General features: G+C 43.2%; 14 protein-coding genes. 1 reads left to right on the top strand and 13 read right to left on the bottom strand.

Annotation, left to right across the window (positions count from 1 at the left end):
* Window positions 1-16: 16 nt before the first annotated feature.
* From mutL to cotE, 4 genes are all read right to left on the bottom strand, one after another.
* Window positions 17-1,921 (bottom strand): DNA mismatch repair endonuclease MutL, encoded by a 1,905-nt coding sequence (gene mutL, locus ACOJQI_RS08240; protein WP_421384725.1) that lies wholly within the window; start codon window positions 1,919-1,921, stop codon window positions 17-19.
* Between the two features lie 12 nt (window positions 1,922-1,933).
* A complete protein-coding gene (mutS, locus tag ACOJQI_RS08235; RefSeq protein WP_421384723.1) occupies window positions 1,934-4,558 on the bottom strand; it encodes a DNA mismatch repair protein MutS in 2,625 nt (874 codons plus the stop codon).
* A 195-nt stretch (window positions 4,559-4,753) separates the two neighbouring features.
* Window positions 4,754-5,122, bottom strand: coding sequence for a VOC family protein (locus ACOJQI_RS08230; protein WP_421384721.1), 369 nt, complete (start codon window positions 5,120-5,122; stop codon window positions 4,754-4,756).
* Between the two features lie 194 nt (window positions 5,123-5,316).
* On the bottom strand, window positions 5,317-5,853 hold the full coding sequence (cotE, locus tag ACOJQI_RS08225; protein ID WP_421384719.1) for an outer spore coat protein CotE: 537 nt from the start codon (window positions 5,851-5,853) through the stop codon (window positions 5,317-5,319).
* 264 nt (window positions 5,854-6,117) lie between these two features.
* Between cotE and ACOJQI_RS08220 the strand changes: the two genes are divergently transcribed.
* A complete protein-coding gene (locus ACOJQI_RS08220) occupies window positions 6,118-6,849 on the top strand; it encodes a class I SAM-dependent DNA methyltransferase (protein WP_421384717.1) in 732 nt (243 codons plus the stop codon).
* Window positions 6,850-7,182: 333 nt separating this feature from the next.
* Here ACOJQI_RS08220 and ACOJQI_RS08215 read toward each other — a convergent pair whose 3' ends face one another.
* The 9 genes from ACOJQI_RS08215 to pgsA all read right to left on the bottom strand — a co-directional run bounded on the left by ACOJQI_RS08215 (window position 7,183) and on the right by pgsA (window position 17,724).
* Window positions 7,183-7,611, bottom strand: coding sequence for a RicAFT regulatory complex protein RicA family protein (locus tag ACOJQI_RS08215; protein WP_421384715.1), 429 nt, complete (start codon window positions 7,609-7,611; stop codon window positions 7,183-7,185).
* A 1-nt stretch (window position 7,612) separates the two neighbouring features.
* On the bottom strand, window positions 7,613-9,178 hold the full coding sequence (miaB, locus tag ACOJQI_RS08210) for a tRNA (N6-isopentenyl adenosine(37)-C2)-methylthiotransferase MiaB (protein ID WP_421384713.1): 1,566 nt from the start codon (window positions 9,176-9,178) through the stop codon (window positions 7,613-7,615).
* Between the two features lie 287 nt (window positions 9,179-9,465).
* Window positions 9,466-10,386, bottom strand: coding sequence for a dipeptidase (locus ACOJQI_RS08205; RefSeq protein WP_421384711.1), 921 nt, complete (start codon window positions 10,384-10,386; stop codon window positions 9,466-9,468).
* A gap of 143 nt (window positions 10,387-10,529) precedes the next feature.
* The gene (gene spoVS, locus ACOJQI_RS08200) at window positions 10,530-10,790 is read right to left on the bottom strand and encodes a stage V sporulation protein SpoVS (RefSeq protein ID WP_119116493.1); all 261 of its coding nucleotides are present in this window, start codon (window positions 10,788-10,790) and stop codon (window positions 10,530-10,532) included.
* 807 nt (window positions 10,791-11,597) lie between these two features.
* Window positions 11,598-12,398 (bottom strand): TIGR00282 family metallophosphoesterase, encoded by an 801-nt coding sequence (locus ACOJQI_RS08195; protein WP_421384708.1) that lies wholly within the window; start codon window positions 12,396-12,398, stop codon window positions 11,598-11,600.
* 165 nt (window positions 12,399-12,563) lie between these two features.
* Window positions 12,564-14,126 carry a ribonuclease Y gene (gene rny / locus ACOJQI_RS08190; protein WP_421384706.1) on the bottom strand — a complete coding sequence of 521 codons (1,563 nt, stop codon included), beginning with the start codon at window positions 14,124-14,126 and terminating at the stop codon, window positions 12,564-12,566.
* 272 nt (window positions 14,127-14,398) lie between these two features.
* On the bottom strand, window positions 14,399-15,436 hold the full coding sequence (gene recA / locus ACOJQI_RS08185; protein WP_421384704.1) for a recombinase RecA: 1,038 nt from the start codon (window positions 15,434-15,436) through the stop codon (window positions 14,399-14,401).
* 340 nt (window positions 15,437-15,776) lie between these two features.
* The gene (locus ACOJQI_RS08180) at window positions 15,777-17,024 is read right to left on the bottom strand and encodes a competence/damage-inducible protein A (protein ID WP_421384702.1); all 1,248 of its coding nucleotides are present in this window, start codon (window positions 17,022-17,024) and stop codon (window positions 15,777-15,779) included.
* Window positions 17,025-17,145: 121 nt separating this feature from the next.
* Window positions 17,146-17,724, bottom strand: a complete 579-nt coding sequence (gene pgsA, locus ACOJQI_RS08175) for a CDP-diacylglycerol--glycerol-3-phosphate 3-phosphatidyltransferase (protein WP_421384700.1) — start codon at window positions 17,722-17,724, stop codon at window positions 17,146-17,148.
* Window positions 17,725-17,758 lie beyond the last annotated feature (34 nt).

Below are 17,758 nucleotides of genomic sequence, written 5' to 3'. Positions count from 1 at the left end.
TTTTATCCCCTGTCTCCTACATAATCCTTTTAAACATCTTTTCCATTTCATACACGGAATAGTGAATAATGATCGGCCTGCCATGCGGGCAGGTGAATGGATCTTCCGACCTTCTTAATTCATCTAACAATGCTTGTATTTCTTCATTTTTCAAGTATTGATTTGCTTTGATGGATGCCTTACAGCTCATCATGATAGCTGCCTCTTCACGCAGTTTTTTGATATCGACCTTTTTCATATTGAGGAGCTGCTCGATCATTTCATCAATGAGTTCCCCCTCTTGGCCAGAAGGAAGCCACTGAGGGTGTGAACGGATGATGAAACTGTTATAGCCGAATTCTTCAAGAAACACACCGACCTTTTCCAGTTCATCTTTATGCTCGATGATTTTCATATATTCATCTGCAGAATACTCGAGCGTAATCGGCACTAGCATTTCCTGGAGTTCATTCTCCACTTTCCCGACCTTCTCCCTGAAATATTCGTATTTAATCCGCTCCTGTGCCGCATGCTGGTCAATAATGTATAATCCTTTTTCGTTTTGCGCAAAGATATAAGTTCCATGCATTTGGCCAACCGGATATAAAGGCGGCACCCTTGAAGCGCTTGGTTCCTCTTCGGGCTGTTCTTCAGTTTGCGGTTGAGTAAATGGCTGCTGCAAAATCGGTGCTTCCTCAAAGACAGTGGAACCTTCCTCTTCTCCGGTCACGTTACCTTCCGGCTTATAAAGCAATTCCATGACCTCTTTTGGAGGCATCTTTTCCGGTTGGTATTTCCTTTCCGGCGGCTGCTGTTCAACAGTCCGTTCCTGCCGAAAAGGGCTTTCTGCCTCCGGCGATGTCCATCTCTTTTCCGGCAAATGATCCAGTGTCAACGAGGTCTGTTCTGACTGAGGCTTCATTGCTTTTGGTTCTTTGTTGCCGGAAGGAATCAACTCTTTTGTTTTAAAAGCATCCTTTATTGCTGTGGAAACGAGTTCAAACAGTTCCGGTTCCTTACTGATTCTTACTTCCATTTTAGAAGGATGCACATTGACATCCACCAGGAGGGGATCCATTTCAATGGATAACAGTACAATCGGGTACCTGCCTATCGGAAGCAGCGTATGATATCCTTCCCCGATTGCTTTTGCCAGTCCATAGTTTTTGATGAATCTTCCGTTTATCATGGTAGAAATATAGTTTCGGGATGCTCGAGTAATTTCCGGCAGCGAAACATATCCCTTCACAGAGAAATCCAATGAAGAAGCTTCAATCCTCACCATTTTCCTTGCGATATTGGTACCATAGATAGCGGCGAGCACCTGCCGCACATCTCCATTTCCATTCGTATGAAGCAGTGTCTTTCCGTTATGGATCAGCTTAATGGATACTTCCGGATGGGAAAGGGCAATCCTGTTCGTTACATCAGTTATATTTCCAAGCTCAGTATGAATGGTCTTCATATATTTCAAACGCGCAGGTGTATTAAAAAAGAGATTGGAAACCGTAATATCTGTCCCTTTTCTGCTTGGCGATTTTTCTTGAGCAGTAACACTGCCGCCTTGCAGCTTGATTCTTACCCCGGGGCCATTTCCCGTGCTTGTATTCATCTCCAGAAGAGAAACAGATGCGATACTCGGAAGTGCTTCCCCCCTGAAACCGAGGGTACGGATACGGAACAAATCATTTTCATCCTTGATTTTGCTGGTAGCGTGCCTGCTGAATGCTGTCAGGACATCTTCTTCCATGATGCCATCACCATCATCTATAATCCTGATGGAACCAAGTCCTGCTTCCTCGACATGTATCTCAATCACCGATCCATTGGCATCGATTGCATTCTCAAGTAACTCTTTAACAACAGAAGCAGGTCTTTCGACGACCTCACCTGCAGCAATTTTATTAGATAAGGCATCATCAAGCTGAAATATTTTCCCCATATTCCCACCTCCTTATTTTTTCAGTTTCTTTTGAAGATCATAAAGGGCATTCATAGCCTGTAACGGATTCATTTCGAGAATATCGAAGGACTTCAATTCTTCAAGAAGTTTTCGTTCCTTTTTGGTTAAATCATTTCCGCCGGCTGCAGCCTGTTTTTCCTCCTGGAAGAATGAAAGCTGTGAGGGCTGTTCGTCTTGTACCTTTTCCAAAGCAGCGGCACCCTGCTGATAGGCAGGACTTTGCTCAGCGTTTTGATCGGTCTTCTGTTCAAGCTTCCTAAGGATTTCATTGGCCCTGACAATCAGTTTTTCAGGAAGCTCTGCCAATTGAGCTACATGGATACCGTAACTCTTATCTGCCGCTCCCTCTTTAATTTTGTGGAGAAACACCAGATTCCCGTTATGTTCCATTGCGCTGACATGAATATTTTTTACATGGGCCAGTTCCTGCTCAAGAATCGTCAATTCATGGTAATGAGTTGAAAATAAAGTTTTCGCTTTGATTTTCTCGTGGATGTACTCAATGATCGCCTGCGCCAAAGCCATTCCATCATAGGTACTCGTCCCTCTTCCGATTTCATCAAAAAGAATCAAGCTGTCCTGTGTGGCATTGGTGATGGCATTTTTCGCTTCCAGCATCTCAACCATGAAGGTGCTTTGTCCTGAAATAAGGTCATCCGCTGCACCGATTCGAGTGAATACCTGGTCGAAAATCGGAAGACTCGCTTCTTTCGCAGGAACATAACATCCGATTTGCGCAAGGATGGCCGTAAGAGCCAGCTGTCTCATGTAGGTACTTTTACCGGACATATTCGGCCCTGTTATCAGCAAGATCTCTCTTTCCTGATCCATATAGCAGTCATTCGGTACATATTCTTGTGCATCCATCACTTTTTCAACGACTGGATGGCGGCCGTCTTTAATGACGATTCTTCTCTCTCGATTGAAAGTTGGTTTAATATAATGTCTTTTTTCACTGACTGTCGCAAAACATTGGAGAACATCAATTTCACTTACCACCTTAGCCAGTTTCTGCAGACGAGGGATGTATTGTTTAACTGTTTCCCTGATATTCAGGAAGAGGTCATATTCCAGCTCGATACATTTTTCATCTGCCTGTAAAATCAATGCTTCCTTTTCCTTCAATTCAGGAGTGATAAAGCGTTCTGCGTTGGTCAGTGTCTGTTTCCGCTCGTAACGGCCTTCTTCCAGTGAACCGAGATTTGCCTTGGTCACTTCGATATAGTAACCGAATACGCGGTTATATCCGACTTTCAGGGAGCGGATTCCGGTTCTCTCGCGCTCTTCCCGTTCAAGCTGGGCAATCCAGTTCTTGCCGTTTCTGCTCGCATCTCGGTATTGATCAAGTTCATTATGGTAGCCATCCTTTATGATACTTCCTTCTTTGATGGAAAGCGGCGGCTGATCATGAAGGGACTCATGGAGCATATCTGTCAATTCATCACATGGATCGATGGTTTTCAAGATTTCATCAGCGATATCGTGGCCCAGTTCGCCAATGATACTTTTCAGAAGCGGGATCTGAGAAAGTGATTTCCTTAATTGGATTAGATCTCTTGCATTTACATTTCCAAATGCTACTCTGCCTGCAAGCCGCTCCAAGTCATAGACTTCTTTAAGAAGCTCCCTGATATCTTCCCGTTCAAAGAATCGCTCCTGCAGAAGTTCAACCATACTGTGTCTCTTCTCGATTTCCCGCTGATCGATCAATGGACGGTCAATCCATCGTTTCAACATCCGGGCCCCCATTGCTGTCATCGTTTCATCAAGGAGCCATAACAATGAACCTTTCTTTCCCTTTGCACGGATGGTTTCCGTTAATTCGAGATTTTTCTTTGAATAGTAGTCTATCTTCATAAATTGGTGAACCTGATACGTTTCTACTTTCTGCAGGTGATCAAGGCTTCTCTTCTGCGTCCTGAATAAATAGTTTAACAGCCTGCAAACCGTATCTTTAAGCTTATCTTGTTTTAACTCATCTACAAGTGAACCGAAGTTATCACCTATGGCCGTTTCGTTTTCAAAGGACACCGTGATTCCCGTTCGGTCAATCATTTTCTTTTTCAAATCTACTTGAAATTCTGAGTGGATGACTACTTCTTTTGCCCCAATTGTGGCCAATTCATTGATAACTTCATCAAAGGTGGCGGATAATTGGGTCACCTTCGTTTCACCTGTCGAAAGATCACTGTAAGCCAATCCTGCAGTGTCATCACCAAAAAGGCTTATGGAAGCAATGTAGTTATTTTCTTTATCCTGAAGCCCTTTTCCGTCCATCACCGTACCCGGAGTAATCAGTTGAACAACTTCTCTTTTTACGACGCCCTTAGCCTGTTTGGGGTTCTCGGTCTGTTCACAGATTGCCACTTTATATCCTTTTTCAATCAATTGTTCAATATAATTTGGTGCTGAATGATACGGAACACCGCACATCGGAATCCTTTCAGCACTTCCGCCGTCACGGCTGGTCAGTGTGATTTCAAGTTCCTGGGAAGCTTTTATGGCATCCTCAAAAAACATTTCATAAAAATCGCCTAAACGAAAAAACAAAAAGGCATCCTGATACTCTGCCTTCACCTGTAAGTATTGCATAATCATTGGAGTGTATGTCGCCATTGGCCAACCAAACCTTTCCGATCTTATCTAGTAATCTACAAACATTAATTATATCACAGCAGGAGAGTTTTTTATATTGAAGGAAACAACAGGCAGCTCCCTGAGATTCGTGGAAGGAAGTGCTGGAGCGGACTAAGAAAGAGCTTAATAAAATAACCGCCCTCTTAAAGAGAAGCGGTTGTACAGGCGTTTACATCAATAATACTCCAGAAATTCAACTCTGTTTCCAAAAGGGTCGTTGACAAAGATCCTCTTTCTGTCTTCAATTCTTGTGTCTTCTTGCACTTTGTAACCATTTTCTTCAAGCGTCCGTCTTACCTCTTCAATATTTTTCACTACGATCCCGGGATGTGCTTTCAATGCTGGTGAAAATTCATTTTCTACTCCGATATGTATTTCATGGCTTCCGCAGTGGAACCAGCAGCCGCCTCCTGCTTTAAGTTTCTCAGGCTTCTCCATTTCTTTAAGACTAAGAACCTCTCCGTAGAACTTTCTTGCCTCGTCCTCAGATCCTTTAGGCGCAGCCAGTTGAACGTGGTCTATTCCAATCATTTCAAAACCCATATGACCCCTCCTCTTTTCTTTCATGATACTACTTTTTTTCTCTATATTACCAACCCGGTGAAAATATTTTTTGGAAAACAAAACAATAAGATGCAGCCCGGGGACTGCACCTTCATTTCCTGGTGCCATTTAATTAGCACCATATACTCCTTTTAATAAAAAAAACTAGGAAGAGGCCGTCTTCCTAGTCTTCGTTATTCTTCGTCAAGCCCTTCCAGGAAGTCCGGGTCGAGCTCTTCAAAATCGTCATCGTCGAAGTCGCAATCCCAGTCGTCATCACAGCCATCAGGGTTAACCAGGACACATACCTTTGTTTCGCCGATGACTTCAACTTGGAATTCTCGTTCTACATGTACGATGATTTTGTTGCCGTTTGGTGAAATAACCGCTTCCACGCAGTTAGGCTGCTGAAGTACGATTGCATTTACTTCTTTATCATCTAAGCAGTCAGGATCACGGTACTTCAACTTAATGACATCACAGTATTCCACTTTCTCTGTAACAACAGAAGTTTTTCTGTTGTCGTCATGAGAATACCAGACGTTGATTTCGTAGAAGCCGGACACTTCGACTTTTTTGCCGACTTTGTGTGCTTCGTACGTGTGATTTATGATCCAGCAGCCTAAAATGCTCGATGGATGATGCGGCGGGCTAATCGTATGATGGGATTGTGTGAATTTACGTCCCTTCGCTACGACCGCTTTGGTAATAATCTCTCTGTATTCTGCCATTCGAGCGTACCTCCTCATTCATTTTCAATTCATCTTATGCGGGCGTCTAGACGTTTGTGCGAGTATTTTAAGAATGGTGACAAATTAGTTTCGAGATAGTTCATTGTATGCTTAAAAATAGTGAATGTTCCCATTTTCCGGATCAGCTGCAATCGGGAAAAGGATCTTACAGAAGAAAAAATTTTATAGAAAAAAGGATTCTGCATCCGTAATATAATATGATGGTGTAAGGAAAAAAGACATCATTTATCAGGGGGGATTACTTTGTTACATAAAGGATCCAATGTATATGAAGAAAAAGAATTCTTCGAAAGTTTCATGGCCAGGAGGAATCGAAAGGATAGCCCGAATAACGCTATGGAAAAGCCGGCCATGATTGAACTTCTCGGCAATGTTCATGATATGGAAATCCTGGATCTTGGATGCGGGGATGGTCTATTTGGCAAAGAACTGATTGATGCCGGCGCTGGCCGCTATATCGGGATTGATGGTTCCAAAAACATGATTGAAAGTGCAATGGCCGGAATACAAACTGAAAAAGCTTCCTTCCTTTTAGCTAACCTGGAGAGTCTGAAGATTAATGAAGGAAGTTATGACTTGATTGTTTCTCGGATGGTCCTTCACTATATTGAAAACATCGATCATTTAATGAACGAAGTATATGAAGCGTTAAAACCAGGGGGACAATTTGTTTTCTCCGTTATGCATCCGGTGATTACTGCTACTTTTGATCATTTTTCCGGTAAACAAAAGCGTTCTCACTGGATTGTTGATAACTACTTTGAAACAGGGAAAAGAGTCGAAGCCTGGATGGATCATTCAGTTATAAAGTATCACCGTACGATAGAGGATTATTTCTCATTAGCGCTAACTGCAGGATTTTCAGTCAATAATTTAAAAGAGGCGAGACCGAGGATGGAAGCCTTTGATGATGAAGAAGAGTACAAAAGAAGAACGAGAATACCGTTGATCCTTATCTTTCAGCTGACGAAATAAAGGCTTTCTTCATTCCTCATTTCGTGCTTAAATAGAATTACCTCCTTTGGAGGAATTTAAGTACGGGGTGAGTATCCATGGCCAAAAGCAGGGCTAAAAAGCAACGGGAACATTTATTAAGGACGAGAGGAAAAGATGTAACCTGTTTAAGGGGCAGTAAAGCCGACTTCAGCACTCACGAGAGAAGAACGAAAACCAAGGATGAAAAAATGAAAAGAGTCCACACAAAACATAAAAAGCGTTATCTTCAAGATCAACATCGGGAAGATAACGCTTTTTATTTTGTTTAAAAGAAAACTGACTCCGAATGAAAAGGAATCAGTTTTCAAGTTATTAACAGCTGCCTGGAGTGGAATTCTTTACTTGCGAACCCGTTTCACCTCTTAAGAGGTCTCCGCCTGTAGAAGTTAAGATTTGGTCTGTAACAGTGTTTGAAATGGTAGACGCAACGATCTGAAGAAGATCATTGACATCAACTTGAGACTGCTTGAATTCCTGGACAACCGGAATTGCATCGATTTCTTCCTCAAGCTTTTCAATTTTTCCTTCCACCATTTTCAATGCTTCTGTTTTACCATAGTGCTGGAAGTTAACTGCCTGTTTCTGCAGGCTTTTGATACTTGCGATCATTTCACGGACCTTTTGATTTTCATGAATTTGTGCTTCCGCACGTTTGAAAAAATCAACTTCCTCAGTTTCAGCGATCATGTTTGCAAGATCTTCTGCTCTTTTCATAATATCGTCTTTTGTATATTTCGCCATATTACTTCACCTCTGCCGCTTCCTCTAGAAATTCTGAACCAATCCGGCCTTCCTCAATCATTTCCCCATTAAGTGACCAGGATTTTGTATCTGTAATTTTCACTTTTACAATTTTGCCGATTGCCGTTTTAGGAGCTTTAAAGTTTACAAGCTTGCTGCGGCGTGTATATCCGGCAAGGATTTCAGGGTTCTTCTTGCTTTCCCCTTCAACCAGCACTTCGACGATCTTGCCTTCATACTTTTTAAGGGCTTCTCCAGAGTACTCATTGACTACCTGATTCAGGCGCTGGAGACGTTCCTTCTTCACTTCCATTGGTACGTTATCGTTCATCTTCGCCGCAGGTGTGCCTTCCCTTGGGGAATAGATATATGTGTAGGCTGATTCAAAACCGACTTCACGATATAAAGAAAGTGTTTCCTCGAACTGTTCCTCTGTTTCATTAGGATAGCCGACAATGATATCGGTCGTCAGTGCTACATCCGGCATTGCTGCTTTGATTTTTCCAACCAGCTCAAGGAAACGTTCACGGGTATATTTACGGGCCATGATTTTCAATACAGCAGTTGAACCGGATTGTACCGGAAGATGGATATGCTCGACAAGATTACCTTTCTTCGCAAGCACTTCGATTAAATGATCATCGAAGTCACGAGGGTGGCTTGTCGTGAATCGGATCCGCGGGATATCGATTTTGCGGAGCTCATCCATTAAATCACCAAGACCATAATTGTCAAGGTCTTCGATGTCCTTACCGTATGCATTTACATTCTGGCCAAGAAGGGTAACTTCCTGATAACCTTGAGCCGCAAGATGACGGACTTCCTGAATGATCTCTTCAGGGCGTCTGCTGCGCTCCTTCCCTCTTGTGTATGGAACGATGCAGTATGTGCAGAATTTGTCGCAGCCATACATGATGTTCACCCATGCTTTGATATTGCCCCTGCGTACCTTAGGAAGGTTTTCAATGACGTCTCCCTCTTTAGACCAAACCTCAACTACCATTGCTTTGGACATGTACGCTTCACTCAGGATATTCGGAAGGCGGTGGATATTATGAGTGCCAAAAATCATATCTACCTGGTGATACGTTTTCAGGATTTTGTTCACGACTGATTCTTCCTGTGACATACATCCGCATACACCGATTAGAAGCTCGGGCTTCTCACGTTTCAGATGCTTTAGATGGCCAAGTTCACCAAACACTTTGTTTTCCGCGTTTTCACGGATGGCACATGTATTTAGAAGGATGACATCTGCATCCTCTGTGTTATCTGTCGCTTCATAGCCAAGTGCCATGAAGATCCCTGCCATTACTTCTGTATCATGTTCATTCATCTGACAGCCGTAGGTGCGGATGTAGAACTTTTTGTTATCACCCATTCCACGGTACTTCTCGTCAATTTTGAAATCGTTATGATACGCAACCGACTCTTTTCCACGCTTTTTCGCGTCTTTCAAGGACGGCGGGATATAGACGCTTTGGAAGTATTTCGAATAATCTTTTTCTGTCTGTTTATCTTTGGAATCGGCCGCTTGCTGACCGTGTTTTCGCTGTTCTTCATTCATTGAAAAATGACTCCTTTCCTGCCCTTGCTCAACTGCGGTTCCCAGGCTCTCCAGAACTCCAGGCCTGCGCATTTTAAGAACGATACTTATAATGCTGTTTCTATTATAAAAATATTGATAGTTTTTTACAAAAGGATTGCACGTTAATCTAGTATAAAGCTTTTTCGCCCCTGACACAATAGAAGCCTCCAGATGTTGCAAAATGTTCATTTAATATAATAAAAGCGCTGAGAGGGACTGCCCTTCAGCGCTTTCATTTGGTAGATAAACTTCTTTTGGACTTAATGTTATTCAGGTAATGACTCATAGAAATTTTCAAATAGAAATTTCTTGACCTGGCTCTCGTTATAATTTCTTTGCAGCTCCTCGACTAAGTTTTCATATTCCCTGTAAGAGGACAACCCTTCTACTGTCTGGGAGATTCCATCAAAGTCAGAACCGAAGCCTACATGATTTTCGCCGCCCAATGAACATACATGATCCAGGTGGCGAAGGATATCGGAAACGTCCGCTTCTTTTGGATTTAAAAACGGTGGAACGAACGTCAGTCCCATTACTCCGCCTTTATCGATCAGTGCTTTAATCTGATCATCTTTCAAGTTTCTCGGGTGTGCACAATGGCTGAAAGTATTGGAGTGGGAAGCAATTGGATACTTTGCGATTTCAATGGTATCCCAGAAAGACCGCTCACAAAGATGGGAAACATCTGTTATCATTTGATGGTCATTTAAAAATTCCACCGTTTCCCTGCCAAACTTCGTCAACCCTGCCGCCCGTGGTTCCAGCGCCCCATCTGCAACCGCATTAGCCCAATTCCACGTTAATCCGACAGCCCTGACTCCAAGCTGATACAATGTGTGGAGCTTGACCAGGTCTTCCTCAATGGCCTCACAACCTTCAAGGGTCAGCATTGCGCCAATCTCATCTTCTTTCAATCCTTCAATATCTTTTTTTGACCGGACCATTTTCATTTTTGGATTAGGCTCTAAGATTCGTTTATGAAATACTTCCACCATCTCCAATGCCGTTTGAAAACGCTGGCCCGGCTTCAAGTAAGATGGAAGATAAATGGCAAATAGCTGCACCTTGCTTCCTGCCTGTATTAACTGGGGATATGTTATATGTAGATCGGATTCACTCTGGAACGAAACGTCCTCCTTATAATGGTGAAGTTTCAACAATACGTCGCAATGGCCGTCAAAAATCATCTGAAAACTCCTCTCTTTATTCTATCTAGTCTTTATATATACTTCTTGAAATTCCATTAAACTCCTTTTCTCATATATAAAAAACCTTTAAAACTAAAAAAAGGCTGTCCCATTCGTTTTTCCCGGGACAGCCTTAGATTGGTTCATCGAGGTTCAATTATCAACTTGATAGCCGTGCGCTCTTCTCCGTCAATCTGAATATCGGTGAATGCAGGAATGCATATAAGGTCCACTCCGCTGGGAGCGACAAATCCACGGGCAATGGCAACCGCTTTGACTGCCTGATTCAGGGCGCCTGCCCCGATCGCTTGTATCTCTGCTGCTCCTCTCTCACGAAGAACTCCGGCAAGTGCACCAGCTACAGAATTAGGATTAGATTTTGCTGAAACTTTTAATATTTCCATTTCTTTTCCTCCTTGTCATTTCCCCATACCGAATGTTCAAAGCAAAGAACAACCTGGTATAAACGATTCCACTGCTACTATATTCACGAAAACGTGAAATCATTCCCGCTTGGCCTAAAAAAGAGGTTGACAAGCATAAAAAGCGGAAGCGGCCGTTCAGCGCCGTACGGATTGGAGGGCTCCTGCATGAGATAAAGGAAACACAACGAACGAAGTGAGTTGATGTTGACTTATCGCAAGGAAGGAGACCGAAATCCGCTAGGCGCTGGCCGCTGGAGCTGGATTGACTAAAAAGCGGAAAGGCCCCGCTCAGCGGCGTACAGATTGGAGGGCTCTCGCATGAGATAAAGGAATCACGAAGAGCGGAAGCGATTCGATGATGACTTATCGCAAGGAGAGAGACCGAAATCTGCTAACCGCTGGGGCCTTGAAGCTGGATTGACTAAAAAGCGGAAAGGTCCCGTTCAGCGCCGTACAGATTGGAGGGCTCTCGCATGAGATAAAGGAATCACGAAGAGCGAAGCGATTCGATGATGACTTATCGCAAGGAGAGAGACCGAAATCTGCTAGCCGCTGGGGCCTTGAAGCTGGATTGATAAAAAGCGGAAGCGGCCGTTCAGCGCCGTACAGATTGGAGGGCTCTCGATGGCTTTTAAAACTACTTAGAAGCGCTTTGAAGACTCCGATTCACCCTTTCTGCCAATTCGACAGCCCCATAGGGCATCTTTTAAAAATTCAAGAGATTTTAATGAGAATATAATAAAAAAAGCAAAAGCAACCGGACGGCGGCACTTTTGCTTTTTCATTTTACTCAGCTATAAATGGATGATCATCGTTAATCAATATCCGGTCGATACTCTTTGCTTTCCCCGTCTTTTCATTGATCTCGATAATGACACCGCTCAATATCTTCCGGCCTTTGCTCGGTACTTCAAAGCGTACAGGGAGGCTTGTTCTGAACTTGGTGATGACTGATTCCTTGTTCATCCCCAAAATCTCATCATACGGGCCTGTCATTCCTACATCCGCTATAAAGGCAGTACCGTTCGGCAGGACACGGTTGTCAGCAGTCTGAATATGTGTATGAGTCCCAACGACAGCAGACACCTTTCCATCAAGGAACCACCCCATCGCCTGTTTCTCACTTGTCGCCTCTGCATGAAAGTCGACAAACACAAACGGAGTCCTTTCTTTTGCTTGAGCAACAAGATCTTCGGCTGCTTCAAAGGGACAATCCAAAGCTGGCATGAATGTCCTGCCCTGCAGGTTGATGACTGCAGTTTCAAACCCATTGATATTAATGAACGTTATACCGCTGCCCGGAGTACCTTTTGGATAGTTGGCGGGCCTGACCATCAATTTAGTAGTATCAATGAAATCAAAGATCTCTTTGTTATCCCAAGTGTGGTTACCCATCGTGATAATGTTGGCACCATCATTTAAGAACTTTTTATATATTTTTTCTGTAATCCCTCTGCCACCGGCAGCATTTTCCCCGTTCACAATCGTGACGGAAGGACGATATTTCGCTTTCAGTTTCGGTAAGTATTCTGTAACCATCTCACGGCCCAAAGACCCGACTACATCTCCAATAAATAAGATATTCATTTGCAAACCCTTTCTGCTTCAACGTTTGTTCCATTTTACCATAGCCTATACAAAAACTCCTACTTTACCATATTAACGCACTAAGAGGGACAGTTCCTCTTAACACGCTAAAGGGATACAGCAGGTTGATGGGCAAAGAAAAAGCGGTGTGAGAAATCACACCGCTTACTTTGCGTATTCAACCGCTCTTGTTTCCCGAATGACCGTGACTTTGATATGGCCTGGGTAATCCAGCTCCTCTTCAATCCGTTTACGGATGTCACGCGCCAGTCTATGGGCTTCCAGGTCATCAATTGATTCTGGTTTAACCATGATTCGAACTTCCCGGCCTGCCTGAATAGCAAAAGACTTCTCAACTCCCTCGTAGGATTCAGAGATGTCCTCCAGCTTTTCTAAGCGGCGGATATAGTTTTCAAGCGTTTCACTTCTTGCACCTGGTCTTGCAGCTGAAAGAGCATCAGCAGCAGCCACAAGTACTGAAATGACAGACGTTGGTTCCGTATCACCATGGTGGGAAGCGATACTGTTGATGACAACCGGATGTTCCTTATACTTTGTAGCCAATTCAACACCGATTTCAACATGGCTTCCTTCCACTTCATGGTCAATTGCTTTACCGATATCATGAAGCAGTCCGGCACGGCGGGCAAGCGTTACATCTTCACCCAGTTCGGCAGCAAGCAATCCTGAAAGGAATGCCACTTCCATTGAGTGCTTCAGCACATTTTGACCGTAGCTTGTACGGAATTTCAAGCGTCCTAATATCTTGATTAAATCTGGATGGAGCCCATGAACACCAACATCAAATGTTGTCTGTTCACCAATTTCACGGATATGTTCATCCACTTCCCGTCTTGCTTTATCGACCATTTCTTCGATTCGGGCTGGATGGATTCTTCCGTCTTGTACCAATTTTTCAAGCGCAATTCTCGCAGTTTCACGACGAATCGGATCAAAACCGGATAAGATAACCGCTTCAGGAGTATCATCGATAATTAAATCGATTCCAGTCAGCGTTTCTAATGTACGAATATTACGTCCTTCACGTCCAATGATGCGGCCTTTCATTTCATCATTCGGAAGGTTTACAACAGATACCGTCGTTTCTGCAACATGCTCTGCTGCACAACGCTGGATTGCAAGTGAAAGAATTTCTTTCGCTTTCTTGTCAGAGTCCTCTTTCGCACGTGTTTCATGCTCTCTGATCATCAAGGCAAGATCATGAGACAATTCATTCTCAGTGCGGTCCAGGATGATTGCTTTCGCCTCTTCACGCGTAAGTGCAGAGATGCGTTCCAATTCGGTCTGCTGTGATCGTATCATCTCGTCCACTTTGCTTTCCATCTCTTCAATATGTTGTTGTCTTTCGTTCAGAGCATCCTCTTTCCTCTCAAGCTGGGATTCACGCTTATCGAGCGATTCATCTTTGCGGTCGAGGTTCTCCTCTTTTTGCATTAAACGATTTTCCTGCTTTTGCAGTTCATTTCTTCGTTCACGAAGGTCATTTTCCATATCAGTACGAAGCTTATGATTCTCATCCTTTGCTTCTAAGAGCTTTTCCTTCTTCAGAGCTTCTGCCTCGCGCTTTGCATCTTCAAGAATCTGCTCTGCGGAACCTTTAGCTCCAGCAATTTTTGCCTCAGCAATGGATTTACGAATAAAATATCCAACAACTACACCGACGATTAGGCCAAGCAAAATGGAGATGATTGTTATGAGTTCCATCATTTCACCTCCCCTTGCTATGAACTTTTGTCATGTCTTTTACATGTCGGCTGGTACATTGTTTCCAAAGGTTTCAATATACAGCGCTAGGCTTTCAAATATTAACATTCGAAAATTTGTAAAATATACATGTTAATTTTAAATCTCAGAATATTCATTGTCAAGGGGGTGAGCCTTTTCCCCCTTGATTCCGCTGGATTTTTTGATTACCAGCACAATATTTCAGGTTGATTACAAAAAAGAAGCAGAGAACGGCTCCCTGCTTCTTATAAAGCTTATTCTTCTAAGAACAATTCATCTTGACCTTCTTCAGTTTCTGCCCTGCCAGTATCCAAGCCATAATGATCACGAATTTTTTGCATGATTTCATTACGGATTTCAGGGTTTTCTTTTAAGAATACTTTTGCATTCTCGCGTCCCTGGCCAAGTCGCTCTTCATTATAAGAATACCATGCACCGCTTTTTTGAACGATATCCAGTTCGGAGCCCATGTCGATGATTTCCCCTTCTCTGGAAATCCCTTGTCCATACATGATATCGACTTCAGCAACCCTGAATGGAGGCGCTACTTTATTCTTGACAACTTTGACTTTCGTTTTGTTTCCGACCATTTCGTTTCCTTGCTTCAATGCTTCAGCACGGCGCACCTCAAGACGGACAGAAGAATAGAACTTCAGCGCACGTCCTCCTGGTGTAGTTTCAGGGTTACCGAACATGACCCCGACTTTTTCACGAATCTGGTTAATGAAGATCGCAATTGTTTTGGATTTATTGATGGCACCTGATAGTTTTCTCAGGGCCTGGGACATCAAACGCGCCTGCAGACCAACGTGTGAATCCCCCATCTCCCCTTCAATTTCCGCCTTAGGTACAAGCGCAGCTACCGAGTCGATAACAAGAATGTCAACCGCTCCGCTTCGAACCAGTGCTTCAGCTATTTCCAATGCCTGTTCACCCGTATCCGGCTGGGAAAGCAGAAGTTCATCTATATTCACTCCAAGTTTTTGCGCATAGACAGGGTCAAGAGCGTGCTCTGCATCTATGAATGCAGCCTGTCCGCCCTGAGCCTGCACTTCAGCGATTGCATGAAGGGCAACAGTTGTTTTACCTGAAGATTCGGGACCATATGTTTCAATGATCCTTCCGCGCGGATATCCACCAACACCAAGAGCAACATCCAATGCCAATGAACCACTTGGAATTGTTACTATATTTCTTTCTGTTTGTTCTCCCAACTTCATGATAGAACCTTTACCGAATTGTTTCTCGATTTGTTTAAGTGCCATATCTAAGGCAGCTTGACGATCGCTCACAAAATTTCCTCCTTTTAATCTCTTACATATATAGAAAGACAAAATAGCAATTTATCAACTGCTTGTCTCATTTCAACAACCTATCTCTACTATAAACCTTTTTGTTCAATTTAACAAGAGAAAAATCGAACATTCATTCGGTTTTTTTGTCCGGCATTACTTTTCTAAAAACGTCTTTTCTTCTTGGAGAAAAATGGTTTTAAGCGGAAGGAGAAATCAAAAAATCTGTTTTGCCTTTTTATCTAACCTTAATAGTGCAGCCCGTAAAAAGAAGGTGGTAGGAAGTTGACTGAGAGACAAAACAAAGGACCAACAGGATTACCTGTTAGTCCCAGCTCCCTTATTCGTCACCGCTTTTTAACTCCTTAAGCAGGAAGTGACATCCATACTTTACTGTCCTGGCGCGGTTGCCGTTTCGTGTCCCTGCCAGGTTTAATAAGAAGGTTTTGGTTTTTTGATCTTTTCTGGCAATGCCGATCCAAATTGTCCCTTCATCTTTCCCTTCATGAGGGCCCGGTCCTGCTGCACCAGTAAAACTGATGCCAATATCAGAGTCGAATTTTTCCCGCACGTTTTCAGCCAGTTCTTTTGCACAAGGTTCACTTACGGTACCATGGATGGCAATTGTATTTTTTGATACATCAAGGATTTGCTTTTTGACTTCGGGCGAGTAACAGACAATGCCTCCTTTTAGAATGGAGCCCGCCCCCGATATGGATGTCAATTGTGACTGGAACAGCCCGCCTGTCAAACTTTCCGCACAGGCAATGGTCAGCTCATTCTCCTTAAGAGCCTTGGAGGTTTCCTCCATTAAAGTTGTATCGTCATAACCATAGAAATAGGGCCTTACCCTTTTTAAGATTTCATCTTCCACTTTTTCAATCATCTTCTCTGCCGTTTCTTTCGAAGCATCTTTGGCAGTTAATCTCAGGGTTACTTCACCGTCTGAAGCCAAAGGGGCCACTGTTGGATTCGACTGGGCTTCAATAAGGTCCATCAATTCGGTTTCAAGCTCTGCTTCCCCGATACCAAAGAATCGTAATACACGCGAAGCAATGGTTTCCTGCCTTCCCAAAGCTTTCTCGATCGCAGGCCGTCCATACTTTTTAAACATTGGAATCATTTCAGAAGGCGGCCCCGGGAGAAGCATGTAGTGACAAGGGGATTTCACAAGGAACATCCCCGGTGCCATTCCCTGTTCATTCTTCAGGACCTCAGATCCTTGTAAGACCAGTGCTTGCTTTTCATTATTGGGCGTCATTTCCCTTTGGGCCCTTTTAAAATAATCTTTGATATATGTTAAAGCGTCTTCATCTTTTTCCAGGGTGGTATTTATATGTTTTGCAATTGTTTCCTTAGTCAGATCGTCCTTTGTCGGTCCGAGCCCCCCGGTAAAGATAATCAGCTGCGCCCTGGATTCGGCAACCTCGATAGCTGTTTTCAACCGGTCGGGATTATCACCAACGACAGTATGGAAATACACATTAACACCGATTTCAGCCAATTGTTCTGATAAAAATCTGGCATTGGAATTGACTATCTGCCCAAGAAGCAATTCAGATCCTACGGCAATGATTTCTGCATTCATACCTTTATCCCCTTTACAATTTACATTTAAATTTCTATACAACAAATTATAGGCTTTTTGCATTGATACCACAAAAAAGAAGCCCTAAACCATCATGAAAGAATGGCGGGCTTCGGAGTCATTACTTAGAATTTACAAATGCCTGGCGGTTCTTATAGAAATATTCCCAGCCGGACCAGATTGTAATTAACATTGCGATCCATAAAGCAATCACATCAAATGGAATCGAAATCGCTTCAAAAATAATATTATGCAGGAGCAGGGATGAAATGGCAATGATCTGAGCCCAGGTTTTAATCTTACCAAGCATGTTGGCTGCTACTACTTCACCTGTTCCGGCAAGGACCAACCTCAATCCTGTTACAGCAAATTCCCTGCTGATAATAATGATGACAATCCAAGAAGGAGCAAAGCCCAACTCCACCAATATAATCAGTGCGGCAGAAACAAGAAGCTTATCTGCCAGGGGATCCAAAAATTTCCCCAGGTTAGTGACCATGTTCAGTTTACGGGCATAGTACCCGTCAATCCAGTCTGTCGTGGAAGCGATTATAAACAAAAGGCCACCAGCGAAATGTGTTACAGGCATGTCTGCACCAAGAATGGAGATTGTTCCCCAATCAAATGGATAAAGCATGATGATCATGAATAGCGGAATCAAAAAAATCCTCGACACAGTAATTTTATTTGGTAAATTCACTCTTACTACCTCCTTAAATCATAACAAAACAGAA

The sequence above is a fragment of the Bacillus salacetis genome (assembly GCF_049177075.1).
Classification (GTDB): Bacteria; Bacillota; Bacilli; order Bacillales; family Bacillaceae_B; genus Rossellomorea; species Rossellomorea salacetis_A.
The sequence above is the reverse complement of the archived record's forward strand: the minus strand, read 5'-3'. Positions and strand labels throughout refer to the sequence as shown.